This is a genomic window from Paenibacillus sp. FSL K6-0276 (genome assembly GCF_037977235.1).
Lineage (GTDB): Bacteria > Bacillota > Bacilli > Paenibacillales > Paenibacillaceae > Paenibacillus_AQ.
Genome location: NZ_CP150276.1, coordinates 447,160 through 469,051, shown reverse-complemented (window position 1 = coordinate 469,051; position 21,892 = coordinate 447,160). Strand labels below are relative to the sequence as shown.

Annotated in this window: 23 protein-coding genes and 1 riboswitch; of the genes, 16 read left to right on the top strand and 7 right to left on the bottom strand. The window is 43.4% G+C overall.

The window, feature by feature from the left end:
* Positions 1 to 32 precede the first annotated feature (32 nt).
* From MHH52_RS02160 to MHH52_RS02150, 3 genes are all read right to left on the bottom strand, one after another.
* Positions 33 to 1,460, bottom strand: a complete 1,428-nt coding sequence (locus MHH52_RS02160) for a HAMP domain-containing sensor histidine kinase (RefSeq protein ID WP_340006377.1) — start codon at positions 1,458 to 1,460, stop codon at positions 33 to 35.
* Entirely contained in the window at positions 1,457 to 2,131 is a 675-nt protein-coding gene (locus tag MHH52_RS02155) for a response regulator transcription factor (protein ID WP_313639828.1), read from the bottom strand. Before MHH52_RS02155 ends, MHH52_RS02160 begins: the two co-directional genes overlap by 4 nt.
* Positions 2,132 to 2,277: 146 nt before the next feature.
* Entirely contained in the window at positions 2,278 to 2,697 is a 420-nt protein-coding gene (locus MHH52_RS02150; protein WP_340006375.1) for a pyridoxamine 5'-phosphate oxidase family protein, read from the bottom strand.
* 113 nt (positions 2,698 to 2,810) lie between these two features.
* Here MHH52_RS02150 and MHH52_RS02145 point away from each other — a divergent pair, with 113 nt between their 5' ends.
* The 10 genes from MHH52_RS02145 (at position 2,811) to MHH52_RS02100 (ending at position 9,714) form a co-directional block, all read left to right on the top strand.
* A complete protein-coding gene (locus tag MHH52_RS02145) occupies positions 2,811 to 4,016 on the top strand; it encodes an MFS transporter (protein WP_340006374.1) in 1,206 nt (401 codons plus the stop codon).
* A gap of 51 nt (positions 4,017 to 4,067) precedes the next feature.
* Entirely contained in the window at positions 4,068 to 5,417 is a 1,350-nt protein-coding gene (locus MHH52_RS02140; RefSeq protein ID WP_340006372.1) for a hypothetical protein, read from the top strand.
* A gap of 156 nt (positions 5,418 to 5,573) precedes the next feature.
* A riboswitch (TPP riboswitch) is annotated at positions 5,574 to 5,684 on the top strand.
* A 160-nt stretch (positions 5,685 to 5,844) separates the two neighbouring features.
* Positions 5,845 to 6,897 carry an ABC transporter substrate-binding protein gene (locus tag MHH52_RS02135; RefSeq protein ID WP_340006370.1) on the top strand — a complete coding sequence of 351 codons (1,053 nt, stop codon included), beginning with the start codon at positions 5,845 to 5,847 and terminating at the stop codon, positions 6,895 to 6,897.
* Positions 6,898 to 6,925: 28 nt separating this feature from the next.
* Positions 6,926 to 7,078: a hypothetical protein gene (locus MHH52_RS02130; protein ID WP_340006368.1), complete on the top strand. Its 153-nt coding sequence runs from the start codon at positions 6,926 to 6,928 to the stop codon at positions 7,076 to 7,078.
* Positions 7,079 to 7,109: 31 nt separating this feature from the next.
* On the top strand, positions 7,110 to 7,262 hold the full coding sequence (locus MHH52_RS02125; protein WP_340006367.1) for a hypothetical protein: 153 nt from the start codon (positions 7,110 to 7,112) through the stop codon (positions 7,260 to 7,262).
* 31 nt (positions 7,263 to 7,293) lie between these two features.
* Positions 7,294 to 7,446 carry a hypothetical protein gene (locus tag MHH52_RS02120; RefSeq protein ID WP_340006366.1) on the top strand — a complete coding sequence of 51 codons (153 nt, stop codon included), beginning with the start codon at positions 7,294 to 7,296 and terminating at the stop codon, positions 7,444 to 7,446.
* A 31-nt stretch (positions 7,447 to 7,477) separates the two neighbouring features.
* Positions 7,478 to 7,729 carry a hypothetical protein gene (locus tag MHH52_RS02115; protein ID WP_340006365.1) on the top strand — a complete coding sequence of 84 codons (252 nt, stop codon included), beginning with the start codon at positions 7,478 to 7,480 and terminating at the stop codon, positions 7,727 to 7,729.
* A gap of 62 nt (positions 7,730 to 7,791) precedes the next feature.
* Positions 7,792 to 8,085: an MTH1187 family thiamine-binding protein gene (locus MHH52_RS02110; RefSeq protein WP_340009459.1), complete on the top strand. Its 294-nt coding sequence runs from the start codon at positions 7,792 to 7,794 to the stop codon at positions 8,083 to 8,085.
* Positions 8,082 to 8,843: an ABC transporter permease gene (locus tag MHH52_RS02105; RefSeq protein ID WP_340006363.1), complete on the top strand. Its 762-nt coding sequence runs from the start codon at positions 8,082 to 8,084 to the stop codon at positions 8,841 to 8,843. Before MHH52_RS02110 ends, MHH52_RS02105 begins: the two co-directional genes overlap by 4 nt.
* Positions 8,844 to 8,877: 34 nt before the next feature.
* Entirely contained in the window at positions 8,878 to 9,714 is an 837-nt protein-coding gene (locus tag MHH52_RS02100) for an ABC transporter ATP-binding protein (RefSeq protein ID WP_340009457.1), read from the top strand.
* Between the two features lie 124 nt (positions 9,715 to 9,838).
* Here MHH52_RS02100 and MHH52_RS02095 read toward each other — a convergent pair whose 3' ends face one another.
* The 3 genes from MHH52_RS02095 to MHH52_RS02085 form a co-directional block, all read right to left on the bottom strand.
* Positions 9,839 to 11,389 carry a flavocytochrome c gene (locus MHH52_RS02095; protein WP_340006361.1) on the bottom strand — a complete coding sequence of 517 codons (1,551 nt, stop codon included), beginning with the start codon at positions 11,387 to 11,389 and terminating at the stop codon, positions 9,839 to 9,841.
* A 304-nt stretch (positions 11,390 to 11,693) separates the two neighbouring features.
* Entirely contained in the window at positions 11,694 to 12,443 is a 750-nt protein-coding gene (locus tag MHH52_RS02090) for a WecB/TagA/CpsF family glycosyltransferase (RefSeq protein ID WP_340006359.1), read from the bottom strand.
* Between the two features lie 78 nt (positions 12,444 to 12,521).
* Complete coding sequence (locus tag MHH52_RS02085; RefSeq protein WP_340006357.1) at positions 12,522 to 13,403, bottom strand: nucleotidyltransferase domain-containing protein; 882 nt, start codon at positions 13,401 to 13,403, stop codon at positions 12,522 to 12,524.
* Between the two features lie 186 nt (positions 13,404 to 13,589).
* Between MHH52_RS02085 and MHH52_RS02080 the strand changes: the two genes are divergently transcribed.
* On the top strand, positions 13,590 to 14,621 hold the full coding sequence (locus MHH52_RS02080; protein WP_340006356.1) for a YncE family protein: 1,032 nt from the start codon (positions 13,590 to 13,592) through the stop codon (positions 14,619 to 14,621).
* Between the two features lie 105 nt (positions 14,622 to 14,726).
* Here the strand turns inward: MHH52_RS02080 and MHH52_RS02075 are convergent, their stop codons facing one another.
* Complete coding sequence (locus tag MHH52_RS02075; RefSeq protein WP_340006354.1) at positions 14,727 to 16,250, bottom strand: DHA2 family efflux MFS transporter permease subunit; 1,524 nt, start codon at positions 16,248 to 16,250, stop codon at positions 14,727 to 14,729.
* A 192-nt stretch (positions 16,251 to 16,442) separates the two neighbouring features.
* On the opposite strand from MHH52_RS02075, the gene MHH52_RS02070 reads away from it, so the two are divergent.
* The 5 genes from MHH52_RS02070 (at position 16,443) to MHH52_RS02050 (ending at position 21,865) form a co-directional block, all read left to right on the top strand.
* The gene (locus tag MHH52_RS02070) at positions 16,443 to 17,333 is read left to right on the top strand and encodes a TetR/AcrR family transcriptional regulator (RefSeq protein WP_313640713.1); all 891 of its coding nucleotides are present in this window, start codon (positions 16,443 to 16,445) and stop codon (positions 17,331 to 17,333) included.
* A gap of 22 nt (positions 17,334 to 17,355) precedes the next feature.
* Positions 17,356 to 18,051 carry a response regulator transcription factor gene (locus tag MHH52_RS02065; protein ID WP_340006351.1) on the top strand — a complete coding sequence of 232 codons (696 nt, stop codon included), beginning with the start codon at positions 17,356 to 17,358 and terminating at the stop codon, positions 18,049 to 18,051.
* Positions 18,048 to 19,052 carry a sensor histidine kinase gene (locus tag MHH52_RS02060; protein WP_340006349.1) on the top strand — a complete coding sequence of 335 codons (1,005 nt, stop codon included), beginning with the start codon at positions 18,048 to 18,050 and terminating at the stop codon, positions 19,050 to 19,052. Before MHH52_RS02065 ends, MHH52_RS02060 begins: the two co-directional genes overlap by 4 nt.
* 115 nt (positions 19,053 to 19,167) lie before the next feature.
* Entirely contained in the window at positions 19,168 to 19,929 is a 762-nt protein-coding gene (locus MHH52_RS02055; protein WP_340006347.1) for an ABC transporter ATP-binding protein, read from the top strand.
* A complete protein-coding gene (locus tag MHH52_RS02050) occupies positions 19,919 to 21,865 on the top strand; it encodes an ABC transporter permease (RefSeq protein ID WP_340006345.1) in 1,947 nt (648 codons plus the stop codon). The genes MHH52_RS02055 and MHH52_RS02050 overlap by 11 nt, the downstream gene beginning before the upstream one ends.
* The last annotated feature ends 27 nt before the right edge of the window (positions 21,866 to 21,892 follow it).

The following is a 21,892-nucleotide window of genomic DNA, read 5'->3' as shown; positions in this document are numbered from 1 at the left end:
AAGAACAAGGCGGCACGAAGTTTAAGTTTTGTTTAAATTTCATCATGCGGAATAAAAATTACAACGGAGGTGCCTACTCCTGTACTCTCCATATCCCACTCTAGCTCCATATGCTTCATCAATAGATCCACAATAGACAGCCCTAATCCTACTCCTTTGTAATCGGATGGACTCTGGATGCCTCTACCATGATCCGTAATCATAATGACACGTTGCCCATTGCGGGACTCGGTAGAAATCCCTACATAAAGACCACTGCTAGCATGACGAACTATATTCTGAAACAGATTGTCAAGAATACGGCGAAACCACACCTCGTCCACCATCCAGAATAGCGGTTCAGCCTCCAGATCAATATCGATCTCGAAGTTCTCTTTTTCCCATACGGGGTACCAAGCAGCGGCACTTTCCCGCAACAAGCGCAAGACATCCTTACGCTCCCGCTTCAAGGTGATCCGTCCGCTGTTGAGAAGATTGTAGGATAAAAGATTCTCGATCAAGACGCTAAGATCCGCGATACGCTTATCCATGAGCTGTAAGGACTGTTGCCCTTGTGGGGTTAAGTTCTCCTTAGTCATTACATGGATGTGGCTGCGGATAACTGTTAGCGGTGTACGCAAATCATGAGATAGGTTGGATACTAGACGTTTGCGTAGTTCCTCCTCTTCCAGTTCCCTCTTTCGACTTGCGTCAAGCTTCGCCACCATCGTGTTAAAAGCTTCCTCCAGTCGGCCGATCTCATCTGGTTTGCCTGTCGCTATAGATTTAGGCATTCGATCTGGTCCCGTAATCGTCATCGCGGTTTGTAGCTGTAGTAGCCGTTTACGTATTTTTCTAAAGAATAGCAAAGAAACCAGAGCGAACCCTCCAAAAAGAGCAAAGAGCACAAAGTAATACCAAGCCCAAGCCCCGACTCCCCCATAAGCCCCTTTGTTTAGCAGCTTTCTTGGAATTTGCATCACCATAAACCCTTTACCTGCTTCCACTTTGTCCCCCATGAAGGCAACGATGGCTAAAGGATCTAGCTTCGTACTTTCTTTCATAAAATAAATAGCCTCAGCCGCAGTCCACTGATCAGGAACTCCGCTATAAATCTTATCCGGATCACCTTCATCAGGTGTAAGAATCAACTGGGTCATTCCCTGCCCATCTACCCAAAACATAGTGGTCTCAGTGTATTTCCGACTCAGTTCATGTAGCCGTTCATTTATAGCTTCCGTAGAAGCATTTTCTAAGTGAAGTGCCTCTTTATGCCACATATTCTCCAGCGCAGCAATATTCGAATATAAGGATGTGTCTACAGGTGGAGCACCTTTAGTCGCTTCGTTAACCATATTGTAGACAGCAAAGGACAACGGAAGAACCACAGGAATAAATAGCAGTGCAGAAACGATAATAAGCAAATACCCCGATAACAATGAGGAGCTGCGCTGCTTGCGAATGCGGTCTAATCCTCTCATGCTCTTACCCGGTATCCGATCCCACGGACAGTTTCGATAATTTCCGGATTACCTGGATCAATCTCCAGCTTTTCACGCAAATAACGGATATGTACCATCAAAGTTTTATCCCCTTCGAGATAGGTTTCTCCCCAGACGGCTTCATAGATCTGCTCCTTCGTCATTATCTGGCCGAGATGACGCAGCAAATAAGAAAAAATCTGAAATTGCTTACCCGTAAGCATGACTTCTTCCTGAGTCTGAGCATTTATAATCCGGTTATCCCCTTCATATACGATAAGGTGCTTAAGCGTGAGCGAATCCTGAACAACTGCTCCATTCCGTCTGAGCAGCACTTCAATTCTGGCTGCCAATTCATCAGGATGAAAAGGCTTCGTCAAATAATCATCCGCGAACTCCAGTCCCTGCAGTTTATCATCGATCGAGGTTCGTGCTGAGAGCATCAAGATCGGCAGATTAGGGTACGCCTTCTTCAATCTTTGTCCGACAGTAAACCCATCCAGGCCCGGAAGCATTACATCCAGAATAGCCAATTGACAAGGCGCAGCTTCCTCAGACGCTCCCTCCCCGCTCCGCAGCCAGCGTACACTATACCCCCGCTCACTTAAATCCGCAGACACGACGCTGCCGATTTCACGATCATCTTCAATATATAACAGAGTAACGGTCATGTATTTCAAATCCTCCCTGAATGATTACCTAAAAAGTTGAAGTCATTATAACATGTTTTAACAGGACACTCAGGGACTTATCTTTTAAAAAAGCCCTCCTAATCCTCAGTAGGATAGGAAGGCTATAAGAATCATTTGAAATTGGCTTAGGGGGTCCAAACGCCATGCTCTTTATTACTACCGATGTACTCGATACGTGTTGGAGTAAGCTCCAGAATCACATAATTAGGGTCGCCTGGTCCTGTAAACCATGGCTCTAGCTCTTTATTCCACACCTTGGTGCGCAGTCCTTCATCCTTAGAAACGGCAACGGTTGCTTCAATCTCCAGCACATCTTTGCTTCCGCCTGACTCATATCCAAGCAGCAAAAATGCATTTGGATTATCAGATAACTCCTCCACTTTATGCGTCTTGCGATTCGTAGCCAAAAAAATCTTCAATTCTTCATGGAAAATGGCCATATAACGAACTTTGGGCTTATTTCCTTCTTCGATCGTACCAAAGGAACCGAACTTGTTAGCATCCAGTGCCTTAATAATGAGTTGCTCTAGTTGTTTGTTATCCATTACGTAAATCTCTCCCTTCATGCATATAAACAAAAGTTTATATACCCAAGCTCACTGTTTGGACTTATCATAACTATGGTGCTTGTTATAATTCTAGATAAGGAGCCTATTTCGTGAAAAAACTGATTTGGATCGGCTGTCTTTCCTACTTTGTCATTGGACTTGCTCATGTAGTGCTGGGATCTATTCTTCCCGTTCTGCTACAGCATTATGACCAAAATTACAGTGCCGGCGGGCAATTAATCTTTAGTCAATTCGCTGGTTTTCTGGCTGGTGTGCTTGTCTCTCCCCTACTCAATCGCCGTTTTGGCAAACGAGGAGGCATCATTATCGCCACCGCTCTTCTCCTGACTGCTGAAATTGCGTATGCTTTTCTACCACCTTGGGGGTGGATGTATGTCATCGCTGTTGCGGCTGGCTTTGGTTTCGGCATGATCGAAGCCGTCATCGGCACCATCATTATCGGAGCTGTGACAGAAGGAACCGCGATTGCGATGAGCCGACTTGAAGTCCTATTTGGGATAGGAGCACTCGTGATGCCGCTAATCGCCAGTCCGCTCATTGCTAACGGAGCATGGAGGTTGGCATTTCTAATTGTTGCTGCCTTCTCATTCATTTCTCTCATCCTCTGGGGAAGAGGTCATTTCGGGAATCTGCAGCGCATACTGGATGAGCGAGCTCCTCGTAAAGTCTCAGCTTCTTCGCGATCCAGCACACGACTTCCGTATAAAGGGAAGCAATGGATTCTGCTTGGCATCTTCATACTTTTCTTCTTTCTTTATGTAGGCACGGAGATGAGTCTGGTCAACTTTATGCCCGCCATCTTTATCGCCAAGCTAGGGATGACGGAATCTGCAGCGGCGCTGACAGTCACTTTCTTTTGGCTAGCTATGTCTACAGGAAGACTGTTTGCTGGAGTGATCGCAGAGAAAATTTCTTATCGCATGTATATTTTGAGTAGCTGTTTACTGACCTTGTTACTGCTGGCTCTTTTTCCGTTCACAGAAAATCGAATGGCTGCGTTCATTGTCATTCTGCTGCTGGGGCTATTTATGTCCGGTATTTTCTCCATTGCTCTAGTCTTCTCCAGCAAGATGCTGCCAGGAGCCGAAGAGTCGACACCCAGCATAATGATCGCTGCTGGAGGTGTCGGTGGAGCTCTGCTACCCCTATTCATGGGCTGGTCTATGGACCATCTAAAGGTGGCACAGACCGCAGGGTTACTTGCCGCTTTTGCCGCCTTCTTGTTCTTGCTGAGCATTGCCGCATGGAGATTCCAATCGAGCCAAACGGTGAAAGCAAAAAGTTCTCGTGTTTAGACTTGTATCAACTTAATCCTTTTAGGGTAATGTGATCTGCTCATCCAGCAATTGCAGGATGATGGATTCACACGTTTTTTTCTGGATAATAAAGCGCTGGAAGCTGCCTATTATGGAGATGGTTACTGTGTCTCCCATGAAAGAATGGAGCGCACCTATCTGCCATTTGCCGCACATGTCCTCTTTCCACGTCAGAGGGATGTGGATTCTTTCCGTCGTTTTTCTAGAGTAAATAATCTAGACTGTATGCTGGAGATGCCGCAGCAATCCGTAGATTTCAAGGTTCTCTCGACAGATTTATTCATATGTCCTTTTCAACTTGGCTTCGTGACCATATGGGTCCAGCTTGAGGGGGAGTCGATCCCCTATAGTACTGCACTTGAATTCGCAGACCGCTTTCGAAAACTGGAGAACACCTTCATACCTGACGACTATACCTATATCCATTGCGGGGAACAAACCTTTGAGATGGTGGAGGATTTCGTCTTCCGAAATCTGGTGGATGGACTGGAGCCTTTTCTAGATCATTCGGATATCAATGGGGCTTATTTCGAGACACTACCCTTTTTCGTAGATGAAAGAATGCAGGTTCAAGCCTTTTACGGCTTTCAGAATGAGGAGAATACAGAAGAAATTACTGTAGAACTCCGCTATCGTGCTTCTCAGCTAGATGGAATGGATCTGAACGGAGAGCCTACTATTAGTGCCAGCGATCCCGAATATATTGAGCACTACTGTAAAGAGCATACTTATAATCGCTGGGGTCCGGACACTTATTATTTGATGAATGAGCAGACCTTTTGCTGCCTGACCCGAGCTGAACCGAAGATCGCCGTTAGGCTTGCCAACCAAATGTACGGGGAATATTATTACGGACTTCTATTAAGTATTTTCCATAAAATCGTTCTGCTAAAGCTCGCGAATATGCACTCCCGACTCCGTATTAATCACGATTATGATGAAATAGACAATCTAATCTTTTCGATTAATAAATTTTCAGCGAAGTTTTATTTCTTGGAGCTGGTTTCACAGTCGCAGGGGCGGGAGATTTTTCTTCAGCTTCGCAAAGTTTACGGTAATGATGCCCTTTTCGGCGAAGTAAAAGTAACCTTGACCGACCTGTTTCAATATCAGGATAAATTTCAGTCGAAGCGTCGTGATAATCTGTTGATGATTCTCACTGTATTTACGGTGGTCAGCGGGATTTACGGCATGAATCAGGTCATTGATGATCTAAAGGGAAAGATTGAATGGAGTAAAATGATCGAATATTCTTCTTTTGAATTCCTCGCCCTCTTTGTAACCGTGACAGGTATTCTAGTAAGTGTAGTCCTCACGCTAAATGCGCTGATTAGTGAGCTCAAGAGGCGCCACCGCAAGAAATATAAAGATCTAGACTAATGAAAAGGGATCCATAGACTTGAAAAATTTAGGAGCATGCTACTAGACATTCCGAGAACAGCCGTCTATAATACACCGTATGCGAGAAATATAAGACATAAAGTATAGATGAAAACTTATACTTACTTATATTGCACGTGGAAATACCCGTTAACTTCATAGAACCAGGGGTGCTGGAATTGGCCGGCTGAGATTGTATCCCACAAGATACTGACCCTTATACCTGATCTGGATAATGCCAGCGTAGGAATCGCCAATTGGTTTTGGTCCCTGTGACCTTTACTAACCTTGCGCCAAGCCAGCGTCCCGATCACTCGGGGCGCTTTTTTTGTGTAGATCACAAAAGATGTAGAAGAAATGTACATACTACACTTTATGGTTCATGTTGGATGACGGGATCTGGCAACCTTAAAGGAGAGAAGAAGACATGCAAGTCAAGAAAGCACTCATGCTGAGCCTCACCTGTATGCTCATTCTTGCGATTGCCGGATGCGGCAGCAACAATGGGAATACAGCTGGAAACAAAGGAAATGCTGCGGAATCCAATGCAGCGACCGGATCAAATGCTCCAAAAGATCTTACCAAAGTTAAGGTTGCACTGGACTGGACACCGAACACGAATCATACCGGTCTATACGTAGCCAAGGATCTTGGTTATTACGCTGAAGAAGGTTTGGATGTAGAAATCGTTCAACCCGGCGCCGCAGGTTCCGATACCATGGTTACCTCTGGGGAAGCTGCTTTTGGGATCAGCGCTCAAGAAGGATTGACTCTAGCTCGACTGCAAGGCGTCCCCCTTGTCTCGATTGCAGCCATTATTCAGCATAATACGTCGGGATTCGCCGCTCCAGTGGACCGCAATATTAAATCGCCAAAAGATTTTGAAGGTAAAACCTACGGCGGTTGGGGCTCTCCCGCTGAAGAAGCAGCCATGAAAGCGATCATGGACCCTGAAGGTGGCGACGTGAAGAAGGTTAAGCTCGTCAGCATTGGGGAAGCAGATTATTTCACAGCCGTAAAACGAGACATTGATTTCGCTTGGATCTTCTACGCTTGGACTGGTATTGAAGCCGAACTGCGTGGTGAGCCGCTGGATATGCTGTACTTGAAGGATTATGCGCCTCAGCTCGATTATTACACCCCTGTGCTGACAACGAGTGAGAAGCAAATTTCTGAGAATCCAGATTTGGTGAAGGCTTTCCTGAAAGCCACATCGAAAGGTTATCAATATGCGATTGATCATCCAGAAGAGGCTGCCGCCACGTTATCCAAGGCTGTTCCTGAACTGGATGCCGAGCTTGTCTTAGCTAGCCAGAAATGGCTTAGCCCGAAATACAAGGATGACGCTGCCCGCTGGGGTGAGCAAAAAACCGAAGTCTGGCAGAATTACGGTGACTGGATGTATGGTCTGAAGCTGCTGGATAAACCGCTGGATGCTGCAAGTGCATTCACTAATGATTTTTTACCGGCGGCGGAGTAAACACTTGAGGAAGGAGGAACGGAGCGTAGTGATGTGCTACGTGAGTACCGGACTTCCCAAGTTCGTCCAAGATTCGATGTCGAATCTGCTTCCTGAACTACTTCGTTATCAAAGTTGGCTTTTTGAACTTACCTATTCAATGAGAGTTCAAAAGGTCGGCTTTCAGAACCGAGAAGGTTGAACGCTACTTGAGGAAGGAGGAACGGAGCGTAGTGATGTGCTACGTGAGTACCGGACTTCCTAAGTTCGTTCAAGATTCGATGTCGTATCCGCTTCCTGAATTACTTCGTTATCAAAGTTGGCTTTTTGAACTTACCTATTCAATGAGAGTTCAAAAGGTCGGCTTTCAGAACCGAGAAGGTTGAACGCTACTTGAGGAAGGAGGAACGGAGCGTAGTGATGTGCTACGTGAGTACCGGACTTCCCAAGTTCGTTCAAGATTCGATGTCGAATCCGCTTCCTGAATCACTTCGTTATCAAAGCTGGCTTTTTGAACTTACCTATTCAATGAGAGTTCAAAAGTTCGGCTTTCAGAACCGAGAAGGTTGAACGCTACTTGAGGAAGGAGGAACGGAGCGTAGTGATGTGCTACGTGAGTACCGGACTTCCCAAGTTCGTTCAAGATTCGATGTCGAATCTGCTTCCTGAATTACTTCGTTATCAAAGTTGGCTTTTTGAACTTACCTATACAATAAGAGTTCAAAAAGTCAGCTTTCAGAACCGAGAAGGTTGGACGCTACTTGAGGAAGGAGGAACGGAGCGTAGTGATGTGCTACGTGAGTACCGGACTTCCCAAGTTCGTCCAAGATTCGATGTCGAACCCGCTTCCTGAATTACTTCGTTATCAAAGTTGGCTTTTTGAACTTACCTTATAAAATGAGAGGATTGATTATCGTGGCAAACACACTACTCAGCATTCAAGTAATTCCAAAGACTCCAAACAACGAGGACTCCATCCCATACGTAGATAAAGCGATTGAGGTCATTCAGAAATCCGGCGTTAAACATCAGGTAAATCCACTGGAAACCACCATGGAAGGTGAGCTTTGCGAGTTGCTAGAGGTTGTACGTCAGATGCAGGAAGCACTGATCGAGGCAGGCAGTCCAAGCGTGATTTCGCAGATCAAAATCGCTCATAATCCTAACGGAATCAGCATGGATAAATTGACGGAGAAATATCGGCCGTGAGATCGACCTGGAAGCTAATATGGCCGCCCCTTGTGGCGGTCGTCTTCTTTTTAACCGTATGGCAACTATCCGTTTCTCTTTTTTCTATCGAACCTTGGATTCTGCCGAGTCCTGCTGATATTGCTCGTGAATCCACCAGTAATGCCTCAGGTCTCTGGGCTCATACTATGGCTACGCTTCGGCTCACGTTAATCGGCTTTCCCATTGGTACGGCTGTAGGCCTGATCGTCGCTCTACTGCTGCATCTTTTGCCTTGGGCCAAACGGGCTTTTTATCCACTCATTATTCTGAGTCAAAATGTTCCCTCCATCGCACTCGGGCCGCTGCTCATCATCTGGTTCGGCTTCGGTCTTTTGCCCAAAATCGTGTTGATTACGCTGGTATGTTTCTTCCCGGTAGCTGTCGCTGCTATGGGCGGCTTGTCCCAAAGTGATCAGGTCATGGTGAATTATATGAAAATGGCGGGTGCAAGCAAGTGGCAAATCTTCACCAAGCTAGAGCTGCCCTCTTCTATTCCGGCACTATTCTCTGGTGTGAAAATATCCGCCACCTATGCGGTTATGGGAGCCGTGGTCGCAGAATGGATTGGCGCAGATAAAGGTATTGGCTATTATATGCTTCTCCAGAAATCCGCTTATCGTACAGATCGGATGTTTGTCGCTATTGTTATTATCGTGCTTCTTAGTCTTGTACTCTTTGCTATTATTGCCCTGCTTGAGAAATGGCTTGTACGCTGGAAGCCGCGCCGTAACTCATAGAAAGGAAGATGCCTGTATGTCTCAAGCGACGCAAATGCAACACAGAACAACAGAAGTCATAAGCTCACCTGAAGCTCATACCGCACCACCTGCTCTTGAAGTAAGTGGCATCTCCAAGTCCTTTTTCCATCGTCGCCGCGAGACGAACGTGCTGAATAACGTCTCTCTTAAGGTAGAACCGCAAGAGTTCGTTTCGATTGTAGGTCCTTCCGGCTGCGGAAAAAGCACCTTATTCCATATGATCGGTGGTCTTGTGAATCCAGATGCTGGAACGATTCGGATGAACGGCAAGGTCGTTACGGGACAGCGCGGTGAAATTAGTTATATGCCGCAACAGCCTGCACTGTTCCCTTGGCGGACGATTGAGGATAATGTGCTGCTTGCCGGTGAAATCAAAGGCGCACTGCGTGATGGCGCTCGTGAGGAAGCGCGGCAGTGGCTCGCCAAGGTTGGGCTAAGCGGGTTCGAACAAGCTTATCCGCATATGCTGTCGGGTGGAATGCAGCAGCGTGCGGCTTTTCTTAGAGCATTGCTCGCTCCGCAGGAACTGATGCTGCTCGATGAACCTTTCAGCGCACTGGATGCGCTAACTCGCAGTGAAATGCAGCGCTGGCTGCTCGAACTGTGGGAGGAGAATCGCCGCTCTGTACTGTTCATCACCCACAACATCGAAGAAGCATTGCTGCTCTCGAATCGTATTTATGTATTTTCGGGCCGCCCTGGCTCCATCCTACATACTGTTGACGTGCCATTTCTACGGCCGCGCCGCGATGAGATTACGGATTCCCCGGAATTCCTTAAACTCAAACGCCAGCTGTCACAATGGATGCGAGAGGAACAAGCTAAAAGCGGGAAGCAACCTTCAGAATAAATGTAGATAAAAGACATCTCAGATCAAAGTAACAAATGAGAGATCAAACAAAGAACCGCTCGGGCTTCTATTAGCCCAGCGGTTCTTTTGTTGTTACCCAGTAACGAAATATGGAGTTAGTATCTTATTGTGCTTGTACGAACTCAGCAGATTTAATCCCTGCTTGACGGCCGAAAATAATGATTTCTGCCACAGAGTTACCGCCGATCCGGTTTTGACCGTGCAATCCACCTGTAACTTCACCTGCTGCAAACAGGCCAGGAATAGCTGCACCGTCTTTATTTAATACTTCTGTGTTCGTATTGATCTTCACACCGCCCATGGTGTAGTGAATCCCAGGAGCGATCTTAATCGCGTAGAAAGGACCCGCGGACAAGTCGTTGTCCATCCCTGTTGTTCTGCCGAATTCAGCATCGTTCTTGTTCTTTACTGCGCTGTTCCAAGTATCGAGTGTAGCTTTCAACTTATCTGCTGGAACGCCGATTTCTTTTGCCAATGCCTCGATGGAATCCGCTTTGATTACGAAGCCCATTTTATCATATTGTTCAATCGCTTTAACGCGTGATTTTACGCCGGAATCAAAGACAAGTGTAGCCGCCTTTTCAGGAAGTGCATTGATAGCTGCAGTAACTTTATCACGTGTAGTCAATTCGTTTACGAACCGTGTACCTTCACTGTTAACGAGGATAGATCCTTCACCGCGAACTGCTTCCCCGATCAGGTAAGATTTTTCTTGTTGTACCGTTGGGTGAACCTGGATTTGATCCATATCAACCGTTGTTCCACCAAGTGCCTCAATCATCTTGATGCCGTCGCCGGTACTACCGATCTGGTTAGTAGTAACGTATCCTTCCAGATCAGGTCTGACTTTAGAGATCATGTCCATATTAGCACCGAAACCACCAGTTGTTACAACAACTGCCTTCGCTGTAATGGTTTTCTCATCGGCTTGGTTAAACAGTACTTTGACACCGTTAGTCTTACCATCTTTTTGGGTGATTTCCTTAACATCTGCGTTTACAAACAGTGGGATTTCTTTTTCTTGTAAGTTCTTAACCAAGCCTTTGACAAGGTATTGGCCTACCGCAGAGCCGTCTTCTGGACGGTGGGTACGTTTTTCACTCATGCCGCCTGTAATCGTGATATTGTTCAGTCTGATTCCAATTGAATCCAGCCAATCGATAGCACTTGCGGAATTGTCAACGAAGAAACGAAGCATCTCTTTATCGTTCGTGTCATGGCCGCCCTTTAGTGTCTCTTCATAAAACTTATCATTGCTGTCTTCAATGCCTTGATCTTTTTGGAATTTCGTTTGGGAAGCGTTCATCCCCGACGAGGATTTACTTGTATTCCCGCCAGCAACTGGCATTTTTTCGAAAATAACCGGGTTCAAGCCTTTAGCCTTTGCTTCTAGTGCAGCAGACATTCCCGCACCGCCAGCACCGACAATAACGATATCGTAACTATCTTTTAATTGATCCAGTGGTGTGTAACTTGCTTCTGATGCGCCTGATACGGCTTCTGTTTTATCATTTTTAGCCGTCTCATTTACCTTACTCTTGTTCTCGTTGCCACTACTATTACCTGTGCTGTTGCTATTACTGTTACCGCATCCTGCGAGAACGAGCATGACAGAGAGAATGAGAATAAGGGCAGAGCTTGTTGTCTTTTTCATTTTTATAACGCCCCTTTTTTTGTGAATAATTTCACATTTATAATACATCAATAACGATGTTTTGTGAAGCATTTTCTGTAATTAGTTATGATTATCCTTTCATTTCCATGAATATTTTCATGTATATTTTCATTTTAATTTGCAATTCCAGTTACTCCTCAGCTCGCTATTCAAGTATAAACGCCTTCGACGTCCCTATAAGGACGGTAAGCGTTTAAGCGAGAAATATAAGGTTATTAAAGTTGCGCAGCCTATAAATTCTTATATTTTAAGAAAGCCACCCTATCCAGGGTGGCCTTCTTACTTATTTTCTAATCATCGCTTGAAACACAAACTTGGGTAGTACGGACTGTCTTCGCCACCGCGACTTTTGTCCTTTGGCAACTGGGGCGAATAATAGTCGATGCAGCCACTCCAAGTTGAGCTTTTTCCATATCGGAGGTGCTGGCTTCACTTTCCCCGCTATGACATCCAAACTTCCGCCCACGCCAAAAACAACCTTAACCTGCGTAAGCTCCACTTTGTGCTTGTAAACCCATTTATCAGAGTACGGCGCACCCATAGCAACAATCAGGAAATCCGGCTGTGCACGCTGAATCTCTGCCACAATAGAAGGCTCCTCCTCTTTGGTAAGAAATCCATTATGTCTTCCCGCAATCTTCACATTCGGATAGGCGTGAGTGATCGCTTCGACCGCTTGGCAGCTTGTTAGCTCATCCGTGCCTAAGAAATAAAAACTCCATCCCAGCTTATTCCCTTGTGCGAGCAGCTCAAGAAGTAGCTCATACCCCGTAACTCTTTCAGCAATAGGGTCGCCTTTTCTTCTTGAAGCCATCACAATGCCGATCCCGTCAGGGGTAATCAAATCTGCCTCATGAAGTATGGTTCGAAGCTGCTCGTCCGATTGACTTGTTATCGTAATTTCCGGGTTTGCCGTTATCAAATGAAATAGCTTGGATTCCCCAGATTGAATATGTTCTGTTAGATGAAGTGTCGTCTCGTGTAATGTTAGTTTTGAAAAAGGAACTCCTAATATAGAGACTGTCCCAATCATATAGTCACCTCCTACTAAAAAGTTCATTCCAGTATACCTTACCCTAATCAATAAGGATAGTCGGTGTCATTACAGTTATCACTCATTCAAAAACTTCCACCACTCGATTAACCAAAGCTCATTTATCCCTCGCGCACGAAATTCATCCACAAGGATCTTCCGAAATCGTTTTTCCATTTTAACAAAGTTATTGTCCTCCTGGTACATAGGAGCAAAGGACTCATCATCTCTAAGATAACTCCAAAAATCGCCTGCACACTCCAGAATTTTTCTGCCAACGGTCGTTTGCTGCGCTACGGGAACAAGCCATTTGTCATAGGGATACGGATAACCTTCAATAGTGATTGCACAGCGTAAAGCTTCCTTATAAAGAGAAACCGCTAAGAACAGGACGGGAAAGGCGTCGCCACGAACTACAGGATTATCTAGACTTCTCGCATAGCTTCTTAGCTGTATGTATGAATTTTTACGAAATCTCATTAGTACTTCAGGTTGGAGTGGAACATAGGAATGAAAAAGTGACTTCAGATCCAACTCGTCGTAGTAAATATAGGACACTGATGCATTCCAAAGCCATTCCATATTCCCGCTTATTAACGCTTCTTTGATCTCAGATATTTTATGAAGTGTATAATGTCCTGTCTTCCCACTCGGAAGTTTTAAATCCATAAAAAAACTACTTTGCTCCGGAATCAGCCCCGCTTCCTCGAACCGATGATTAATACTGTTGTAAGATTCATCTTCACAAACAATGATTACATCCACATCCGACTGCCCATCCACTATTCCGAGTGCGGTTGATCCATCAAGGATAATGCTTACCCGTTGATGATCCTCTTGCAATAAAGGGTGATTTAGAATCTCTTGCGTAATGTATCGCCCAATCTCCTCTAGTAATTCGCTATGAAGCTGCAACTTGTCAGGCGTTAGTAAAATATCTGATAACACTGATTTCATCATCTTCCCCTCCAACCTCCAATCAATCTCAATTCCCCTAAAAAAATATCGTTTACATAAATCCCAAAATGTGGATGAGGGAATATTATTCTACACCACGGAGATACATCTTGCAACGATAAATGAAGTACCCTTTTGCCTAAGCCTAAATATAATGAAGTATCTATTTACTTGAAAAGGGGTATAAGCATGGCGCAGCCAAAAGTGATTGCTACAATCCGCTCTGCCGGACCGATCGGAGATATCGAAGTAAATGTCGACACAAATCGGGTATACTTTGTAAACCCAGACACTCAGGCTGGAACTATCGGGGTACTCGATGCCAGAATCAATAGAATTATCGCACGCATCAGTGTAGGAAGACTGCCAACACAGCTCGGAATTAACCCCCAAACTAACCGAATTTATGTACCTAACTTCCGTGATGAAACGGTTTCTGTTATAAACGGGCGGACAAACCAGGTGATCAAGACCATCAAAGTAGGCCGATTCCCTGACAATATCGGAGTAAATGTTCGAAAAAATTTGATTTATGTGACTAGCGCAGACGGAATTATATTCGTCATAGATGGAAAAACAAACCAGATCCGAACACAGATTGAAGTCGGTGGTCGCCCTTCCAGAATCGTTATCAATGTGCTTACCAATCGGATCTATGTGACCAACACAATAAATAATACCGTCTCCGTCATTAACGGGAATACACAGACTATCATTGCGACCATCAAAGTCGGTAATAACCCTGTGATAACACCCGCACTTAATGTAATCACGGGCCGCATTTATGTCGCTAATAACTTAAGTCGGTTTCTTTCAGTGATAAATGGGCGCAACAACAAGTTGCTGCAAAATGTGCAGCTGGGGCGTCTGCAAAGTGAGGTTGTATTAAATCCGCTGACGAACCGTATTTATGTCTCAAGTGCACAAGTTGAGGGTAAAGGAAAGCTATTTGTCATCAATGGACGCAACAACAAAATTATAACAACAAAAGTACTGCCCACCTCTTCCAACACGACCATTAATCCGAATACAAATCATCTGTTTGTTGGTAATTTCGAAAAGAACCACATATCCGTCTATAACGCTAGCACGTTTAAAAGACTCGCACGATTCCCTTCAGTTTCAGGCAGCACTGTGCTAAACCCGCTCACCAATAGAATTTATGTAGGAGGAAATGACTCCATCACGGTCATCCAAGATGCACCAGAACTAATTCGATAAGACAAGTATAAGGATATTATAGTTGCGCAGCTTATAAATCCTTATATTTAAAAGAAAGCGCCCACCTTAAGGTGAGCGCCTTTTTGAATAACAGATCACATAGAACTAATGCGTTGCAACTTGCTTAGCAGCTACTTGCTTTGAAGTCACTTTCTCTTCTACCGTTTCCTTAGGCTGTATGCCTCTTTTAATAAAGAAAGCAAGAATAAATGCAATGATGGCTACGCCTACTGATACTAAGAATGCATCATTAATCCCCTCAATAGTTGCTTTCGCAATGACTTGATTTTGTATACCAAGCAATTGGTCTGCCGAAGGCTTAGCCGTTAATTTACTTACAGCTTCAGCGACCATATCCTTCACATGTGAAGTGGTACTGTTGGACATGATTGTTACGAGCAGCGCTCCGCCAATAGCCCCCGAGACTTGCTGAATCGTACTGTTCATGGCTGTACCATGCGGTGTATATTTAGCCGGAATGGAATTCAAACCATTGGTCATAACAGGCATCATAACCATAGAGATCCCTAACATTCTCACAGAGTATAGAATCATCAATGTCGAATATTTAGTCGTTTCAGTCAAATCACTGAAGAAATACGTACTAGTCACTACAATGGCTAGACCGATAAGTGCTAATACTTTACCGCCGAATTTATCGAACAATTTACCTGTGATTGGTGACATAACCCCCATAATTAACGCACCAGGCAACATTAGAAGTCCCGAATCCAGTGGTGAAATCCCTCTAATATTTTGCAGGTAAATCGGCATTAGCATCATCGCCGAGAACATTGCCATATTCAGAGTAATCGAAATCGCTGAGGATAAAGCGAACATCGGATATTTGTACACTCTGAAGTTAAGCATAGGCTCCTTCATCTTCATCTGGCGCATAATGAATATTACTAATCCAATCGCCCCGATAATAAGGGCGGAGTAGACCATTGGATCATCCCATCCTTTATTCCCAGCGGAACTGAAGCCGTATAGAAGACCCCCGAACCCAATCGCTGATAAAACTACAGATAGAATATCGATCTTAATAGCCACATCTTTTTTAGGATCATGCAATTTGAAGAAGGCAAGAATGAACACCAATACGGCGATTGGTGCAATCATAAAGAATAGAACAGGCCATTCATAATGCTGAATAATCCATCCAGATAATGTAGGGCCGATAGCTGGTGCAAAAATCATTACCAACCCGAACATCCCCATAGCTGAACCGCGTTTCTCAGGTGGAAAGGTAGTGAACAATACGTTCATTAATAATGGCATCATGATCGCAGCCCCTGAAGCTTGAACCATTCTGGCGATCAATAACACAGGGAAACTTGGTGCTAATCCTCCGATAAAGGTTCCTATCGCAAATAATCCAATAGCGATTAAGAACAACCGTCTCGCGGTATACTTTTGAATCAAAAAGGCTGTTGAAGGAATCATGATCCCGTTCACTAGCATATAACCCGTTGATAGCCACTGTACCGTTGAGGCACTGACATCAAAATCCTTCATAATCGTTGGTAAAGCTATATTGAGTAGGGTATTACTCAGTAAAGCAACAAATGCACCAATCATGAGGATTGCCAATATCCCGTAGGACGCTTTACTTTCTTTTGCTTTCATTTTGGAATCCTCCATTCTATAATCATACTATCGGTTCAAAATTGAACTCTAGTTACAATCCAGTGTAGAATATAATACTCTCTTATTTCCTGCTTGGCAAGACAAAATTCATTTAAAATTGAAATTGTATTAAGCGGAAATATGAGCTAGTCTATATTGGAACAAAGAGTCCAGCTTAAAGGGGCACCTCAGATGATAAATAAACGAAAAGAGCAAGTGGTTCATAAAGCACATGAATTATTTATTGAAAAAGGCTATCACGCCACATCCATTCAGGATATTTTGAATCATAGTCGGATTTCCAAAGGATCTTTTTATAACTATTTCCCTTCCAAAGGGGATCTCTTTAAGGCTGTATTTACGTCTATTCACGTTCGACTTGAAGAAGGACGAAATTCGCTACTTATAGGTCAGGATCCCTCTGACATTAAGATATTTGCTGAGCAGATTCAGCTGGTTATGAAAATCAATAAAAAAAATAAATTGTTACAGCTCGTTGAGGATGCTTTGGTCTCCAATGATCCAGACTTAATTACATTTATCAAAAAAACGAAGTTCAGCCTGCTAACCTGGGTATATGAACGTTTCCTTCATATTTTCCCTGCCGATAAGAAACCCTATTTACTGGATGGAGCCATCATTTTTACCGGGATTCTGCAAAATATGCTGCAAATCAACAGTGCTATGAATGAAGTCATCACCTCTAAGCAAATCATTGATTATTGCACTACTCTTATCCAAACCATTGTTGAAGAAGTAAGTGAAATGGGCATTCAACTCATCTCACCAGATCACGTGGACAAGTTATTACCCGCAGCGGAATACACTGATTTTTTCAATAATGATTTATCCTTTGCGACAATAAGTTTGAAGAAAATTATAGAGAGATCCTTTGCGCCAGGTGATGCGAACCTCACCAACTATCTAAAGCTGTTGTACTTTGTCCAGGAAGAAATCATGAACAACAAGGAACCGAGGCAGTTCTTAATCGAAAGCGCTCTGCTATCCTTAAGGACATGCCCTAATCTAAATGAAGCCAAAGAGTTTAAGCATTATCAGGATGTATTATCTAAAATGCTGTAAACACTAACTAACTAAAAGTGTGGTGAAGAATTTGAAGCTATTATTAATCGAAGACGACACGACGTTGTTTAATGAGATCAAAGAGCGACTTACGCAGTGGTCTTATGATGTGTATGGCATTCAAGATTTCAGCAATGTCACGCAAGAATTTATAGAGATCAAACCTGATTTAGTCATCATCGACATCCAATTACCTAAATTCGATGGATTTCATTGGTGCCGAATGATTCGCTCCCACTCCAACCTTCCGATTATCTTCTTATCGTCCCGTGATCATCCTACGGATATGGTAATGTCCATGCAGCTTGGAGCTGATGACTATATTCAAAAGCCCTTCCATTTCGATGTACTCATTGCCAAAGTACGTGCGATTCTTCGACGTGTCTATAATTACAATACGGATAACATTGAACTCAAAACATGGTGCGGAGCCACCGTGGATTATGAGAGAAATCTATTGACCCATGACATGGGATCGATTGAGCTTACGAAAAATGAGATTTTTATATTGAAATTGCTTATTGAGAAAAAAAATAAAATCGTCACCCGCGAGGAATTAATCAATAGCTTGTGGGATGATAAACGTTTTATAAGTGACAACACCCTTACCGTCAACGTAAATCGGCTTCGAAAGAAGCTGGATGAGCTTGGATTAGGTGTTTTCATTGAAACGAAAGTGGGACAAGGGTATATGGCCATCGAAGAGGAATCGTTATGATTAAAAAGTATCTCTTAGAAAGAAGCAGCTGGATCATACTAGTTCTCTTTACCAATCTATTTATACTCTTTGTCACTTATATGGATCCGTCGATTCCACTCTCTTCGGTTCTCTATCTGGTCTCCTTGTCGATGCTTTTTTTCGTGATGTTCTTAATCCTTCGCTATCCCAGGGAAACCAGGTTCTATAAAAGCTTAGCTGAGCGAGATGATGATCTGGATTTAACGAGTATCGCCACCCCCGAAAGCCCGTTTGAGAAAATTATTGAAGAGAGCATCACCAATCAAGCTAAATTGTTAAAACAGGCTGCTTCGCATAATCTAATGACGCTAGAGCAAGAGAAAGATGAACTATTATCTTGGATTCATGAGGTGAAGACCCCTCTAACCGCAATGCATCTAATGATTGAGCGTATGGAAGATGATGTAATGAAGAAACATCTGACCTATGAATGGCTGCGAATTCATCTTCTACTGGATCAACAGCTCCATCAAAGGCGGATTCCCTTTATCGAAAATGATTTATATATAGAACATATTGATTTAGAAACGCTTATTTTTGGTGAGATTAAGACGTTGAAATCCTGGTGTATTCAGAAGGGAATTGGCTTTGAACTAAACTTGGAAGTAGCTGAAGTGCTTAGTGATGCCAAATGGCTGGCTTTTATCCTCCGACAACTACTAACCAACGCCGTAAAATATAGCGAAGCTTCAGATATTACAGTGAACAGCTATCAGCAAGCTGAGCATATTGTTCTTGAAGTGAAGGATGGTGGGCGCGGAATAGATCCCAAGGACCTGCCTCGTATATTTGATAGAGGGTTTACTTCCACCACGGTGCATCGCGACAATGCCGCCACAGGCATGGGATTATATTTAGCCAAAAAAGCAGCGCAATCCTTGTTTATCGTCATCGGGGTTGAGTCGAGGCTCGGATCAGGGACGACGTTCACCTTAACCTTTCCACTCAAAAATGAATTCGTGAAGCTCTCAAGCGTGTGACAACAATGTCACATGCTTTTTCATTTTGTTCGGGCAATCGAAGGATAAGAACGGAAAAGCCTTTTATAATAAAGCTATACAAAAAGAACGAGTATAAAAAAGGGAGTGAATCATTATGGCAATTCTAGAGGCCACTAAAATTCATAAAAGCTACGGAAATAAATTAAACAAACAATCCGTATTGAGCGGACTGGATATTTCTATAGAAGAAGGTGAATTTGTTGGGATTATGGGCTCTTCCGGTTCAGGAAAGACGACACTGCTTAACGTGCTCTCGTCGATTGACCAGATCAGCAACGGATCAATTACCATTGAGGGCAATGAAATTTCCAATATGAAAGAAAAGCAATTAGCTGAATTTCGGAAGAATCATTTAGGCTTTATTTTTCAAGAATACAATCTCTTGGACACGCTGACGGTGAAGGAGAACATCCTATTACCTCTGTCCATTACCAACACCCCCAAGAAAATCGCCAATGAGAAATTCGAGAGCGTCGCAAAGGAACTGGGGATTTATGAATTAAAGAATAAGTACCCGAATGAAATTTCCGGGGGCCAAAAACAACGTACCTCCGCAGCTCGGGCCTTCATTCATGATCCAAGCATTATTTTTGCTGACGAGCCTACCGGAGCCTTGGATTCTAAATCTGCTTCTGATTTGTTAAACAAGCTAAGTGAACTAAATCAAAGACGAAAAGCAACGATAGTTATGGTTACACATGATCCAGTGGCTGCTAGCTATTGCAGTAGAGTTATTTTTATTAAGGATGGTACGATCTATACGCAATTGAATAAAGGGGACGAATCCAGACAAGTCTTCTTCAACGACATCATAAAAACACAAGGTGTATTAGGTGGTGTGCAGAATGAGCATTAATGTACTGATGCTTCGAAATCTGCGAAAAAACATCAGAAATTACTACCTGTATGTGTTCGCTCTCGTCTTTAGCGTAGCCTTATATTTCGCCTTTGTTACGTTGCAATACGATCCCTCGATGGATGCGGTAGAAGGGTCTGTCAAAGGGGGCGCAGCAATCAAGTCCGCCTCGGTCTTACTGGTCGTGATTGTATCCATTTTCCTGTTATATGCTAACACCATCTTCATTAAACGGCGCGGTAAAGAAATTGGACTATTTCAGTTAATCGGGATGACCAAAAGTAAAATATTCCGTATTCTTACTGCCGAGAACTTCATACTATACTTTGGTTCTTTAATTCTAGGAATAGCCGTAGGCTTCTCAGTTTCAAAATTAATCCTCATGATTCTTTTTAAAACGATGGGGATCGATGCGATAGCCTCCCTTCATTTTTCTACCCCGGCCCTGATCCAAACGCTAATCGTATTCTTTGTAATCTATCTCTTAATCATGCTGATGAATTATGGCTTTATTAAAAGACAAAGCATTCTATCTCTGTTCCGGGTGACCTCAACCACAGAAGGCAACGCGAAAAAGCTATCCGTCTTTGAAATGATCATAGGGATCGCTGGGATTGGATTGATTCTGCTTGGCTATTCGATTTCATCTCGATTATTTAGTGGAGACTTAACATCAATGACTCAACTAACTATATCCATGATCACTATTCTGGCTTCAGTTATCGTTGGGACTTATCTTTTTTATAAAGGCTCGGTAAGCTTTATCTTTCATCTCATTCGTAAAAAGAAAAACGGGTACCTGAATATTAAAGAGGTGTTATCTCTCTCCTCCATTATGTTTCGTATGAAATCAAATGCCGTATTATTAACCATCATCACAACGGTATCGGCACTGGCGCTAGCTTTATTATCCTTGAGCTATATCTCTTTCTACTCTGCTGAGAAAAGTGCGAAGCTCTATGTCCCGTCAGATTTTATTCTTACAGACACCCATGATGCTGACATTTTTAAAGAGGCGTTAGTTGCGAAGAATTTAGTGTTTACAGAAAAAAAGATAGAAGTCATTCAGGTAGATGTAAATATGGAGAAGGCTATGGGTGAGAATCCAAAGGGATCCAGTATAGTTTCTAAGATCATGCCCCTCCCAGTTATTAGCGAAAATGCACTAGAAGGCATCGATGTATCACCGGATGAGACCTATTTTACAAAGACAAGTAGTGCACTGGATAATCTGATTTCGCTGAAAGACGAAGGCCCCATTGAATTTAAGGGAGCGCATGAGGTTATTCCGCAGGTATATACAACTATAAATAAGGACGCACCTATTTTAGGGTATTTCACAGGTGGCGGCTTACCTGTTGCGATTGTAGACGAATCGACTTTTGAACGCTTACAGAAAGATCTAGATCCAGCCCTTCAAAAAAAATCCACTCTTAATATCGGAATCGATATGAAAGAACGGGCAAGCGTTGAACAGGCTAATGAGCTTTTTCAGAACATGAAATTTAAAGATAAAAGCATTAACGACTCTCAATTGGAGACGAAAAACAATCAAAAACAAAATATGGGACTCATCATGTTTATCGTTGCCTTTCTGGGGTTAACCTTCCTGATTACCTCCGGATGCATTCTTTACTTTAAACAAATGGATGAGAGTGAGAATGAAAAGCCCAACTACACAATCCTAAGAAAGCTTGGTTTCACGCAAGGTGATCTGCTTAGAGGGATTCAGATGAAACAATTGTTCAATTTCGGGATTCCATTAGTCATAGGTCTGCTTCATAGCTACTTTGCCGTGAAATCCGGCTGGTTCTTCTTCGGTACAGAGCTTATGACACCAATGATTCTGGTGATGATCCTTTACACCGCTTTGTATTCGATCTTTGCAGTGCTGTCCGTCTTCTATTATAAAAAGGTGATTAAAGAGTCGCTCTAAAACTAAGAGGGTGTTCCAAAAGCCATC

Excerpts from the sequence above, each read along its gene's own strand:
- MHH52_RS02160 (WP_340006377.1), bottom strand. The coding sequence starts at position 1,460 with ATGAGAGGATTAGACCGCATTCGCAAGCAGCGCAGCTCCTCATTGTTA.
- MHH52_RS02155 (WP_313639828.1), bottom strand. The coding sequence starts at position 2,131 with ATGACCGTTACTCTGTTATATATTGAAGATGATCGTGAAATCGGCAGC.
- MHH52_RS02150 (WP_340006375.1), bottom strand. The coding sequence starts at position 2,697 with ATGGATAACAAACAACTAGAGCAACTCATTATTAAGGCACTGGATGCT.
- MHH52_RS02135 (WP_340006370.1), top strand. The coding sequence starts at position 5,845 with ATGCAAGTCAAGAAAGCACTCATGCTGAGCCTCACCTGTATGCTCATT.
- MHH52_RS02100 (WP_340009457.1), top strand. The coding sequence starts at position 8,878 with ATGCAACACAGAACAACAGAAGTCATAAGCTCACCTGAAGCTCATACC.
- MHH52_RS02095 (WP_340006361.1), bottom strand. The coding sequence starts at position 11,389 with ATGAAAAAGACAACAAGCTCTGCCCTTATTCTCATTCTCTCTGTCATG.
- MHH52_RS02090 (WP_340006359.1), bottom strand. The coding sequence starts at position 12,443 with ATGATTGGGACAGTCTCTATATTAGGAGTTCCTTTTTCAAAACTAACA.
- MHH52_RS02085 (WP_340006357.1), bottom strand. The coding sequence starts at position 13,403 with ATGATGAAATCAGTGTTATCAGATATTTTACTAACGCCTGACAAGTTG.
- MHH52_RS02080 (WP_340006356.1), top strand. The coding sequence starts at position 13,590 with ATGGCGCAGCCAAAAGTGATTGCTACAATCCGCTCTGCCGGACCGATC.
- MHH52_RS02075 (WP_340006354.1), bottom strand. The coding sequence starts at position 16,250 with ATGAAAGCAAAAGAAAGTAAAGCGTCCTACGGGATATTGGCAATCCTC.
- MHH52_RS02070 (WP_313640713.1), top strand. The coding sequence starts at position 16,443 with ATGATAAATAAACGAAAAGAGCAAGTGGTTCATAAAGCACATGAATTA.
- MHH52_RS02060 (WP_340006349.1), top strand. The coding sequence starts at position 18,048 with ATGATTAAAAAGTATCTCTTAGAAAGAAGCAGCTGGATCATACTAGTT.
- MHH52_RS02055 (WP_340006347.1), top strand. The coding sequence starts at position 19,168 with ATGGCAATTCTAGAGGCCACTAAAATTCATAAAAGCTACGGAAATAAA.
- MHH52_RS02050 (WP_340006345.1), top strand. The coding sequence starts at position 19,919 with ATGAGCATTAATGTACTGATGCTTCGAAATCTGCGAAAAAACATCAGA.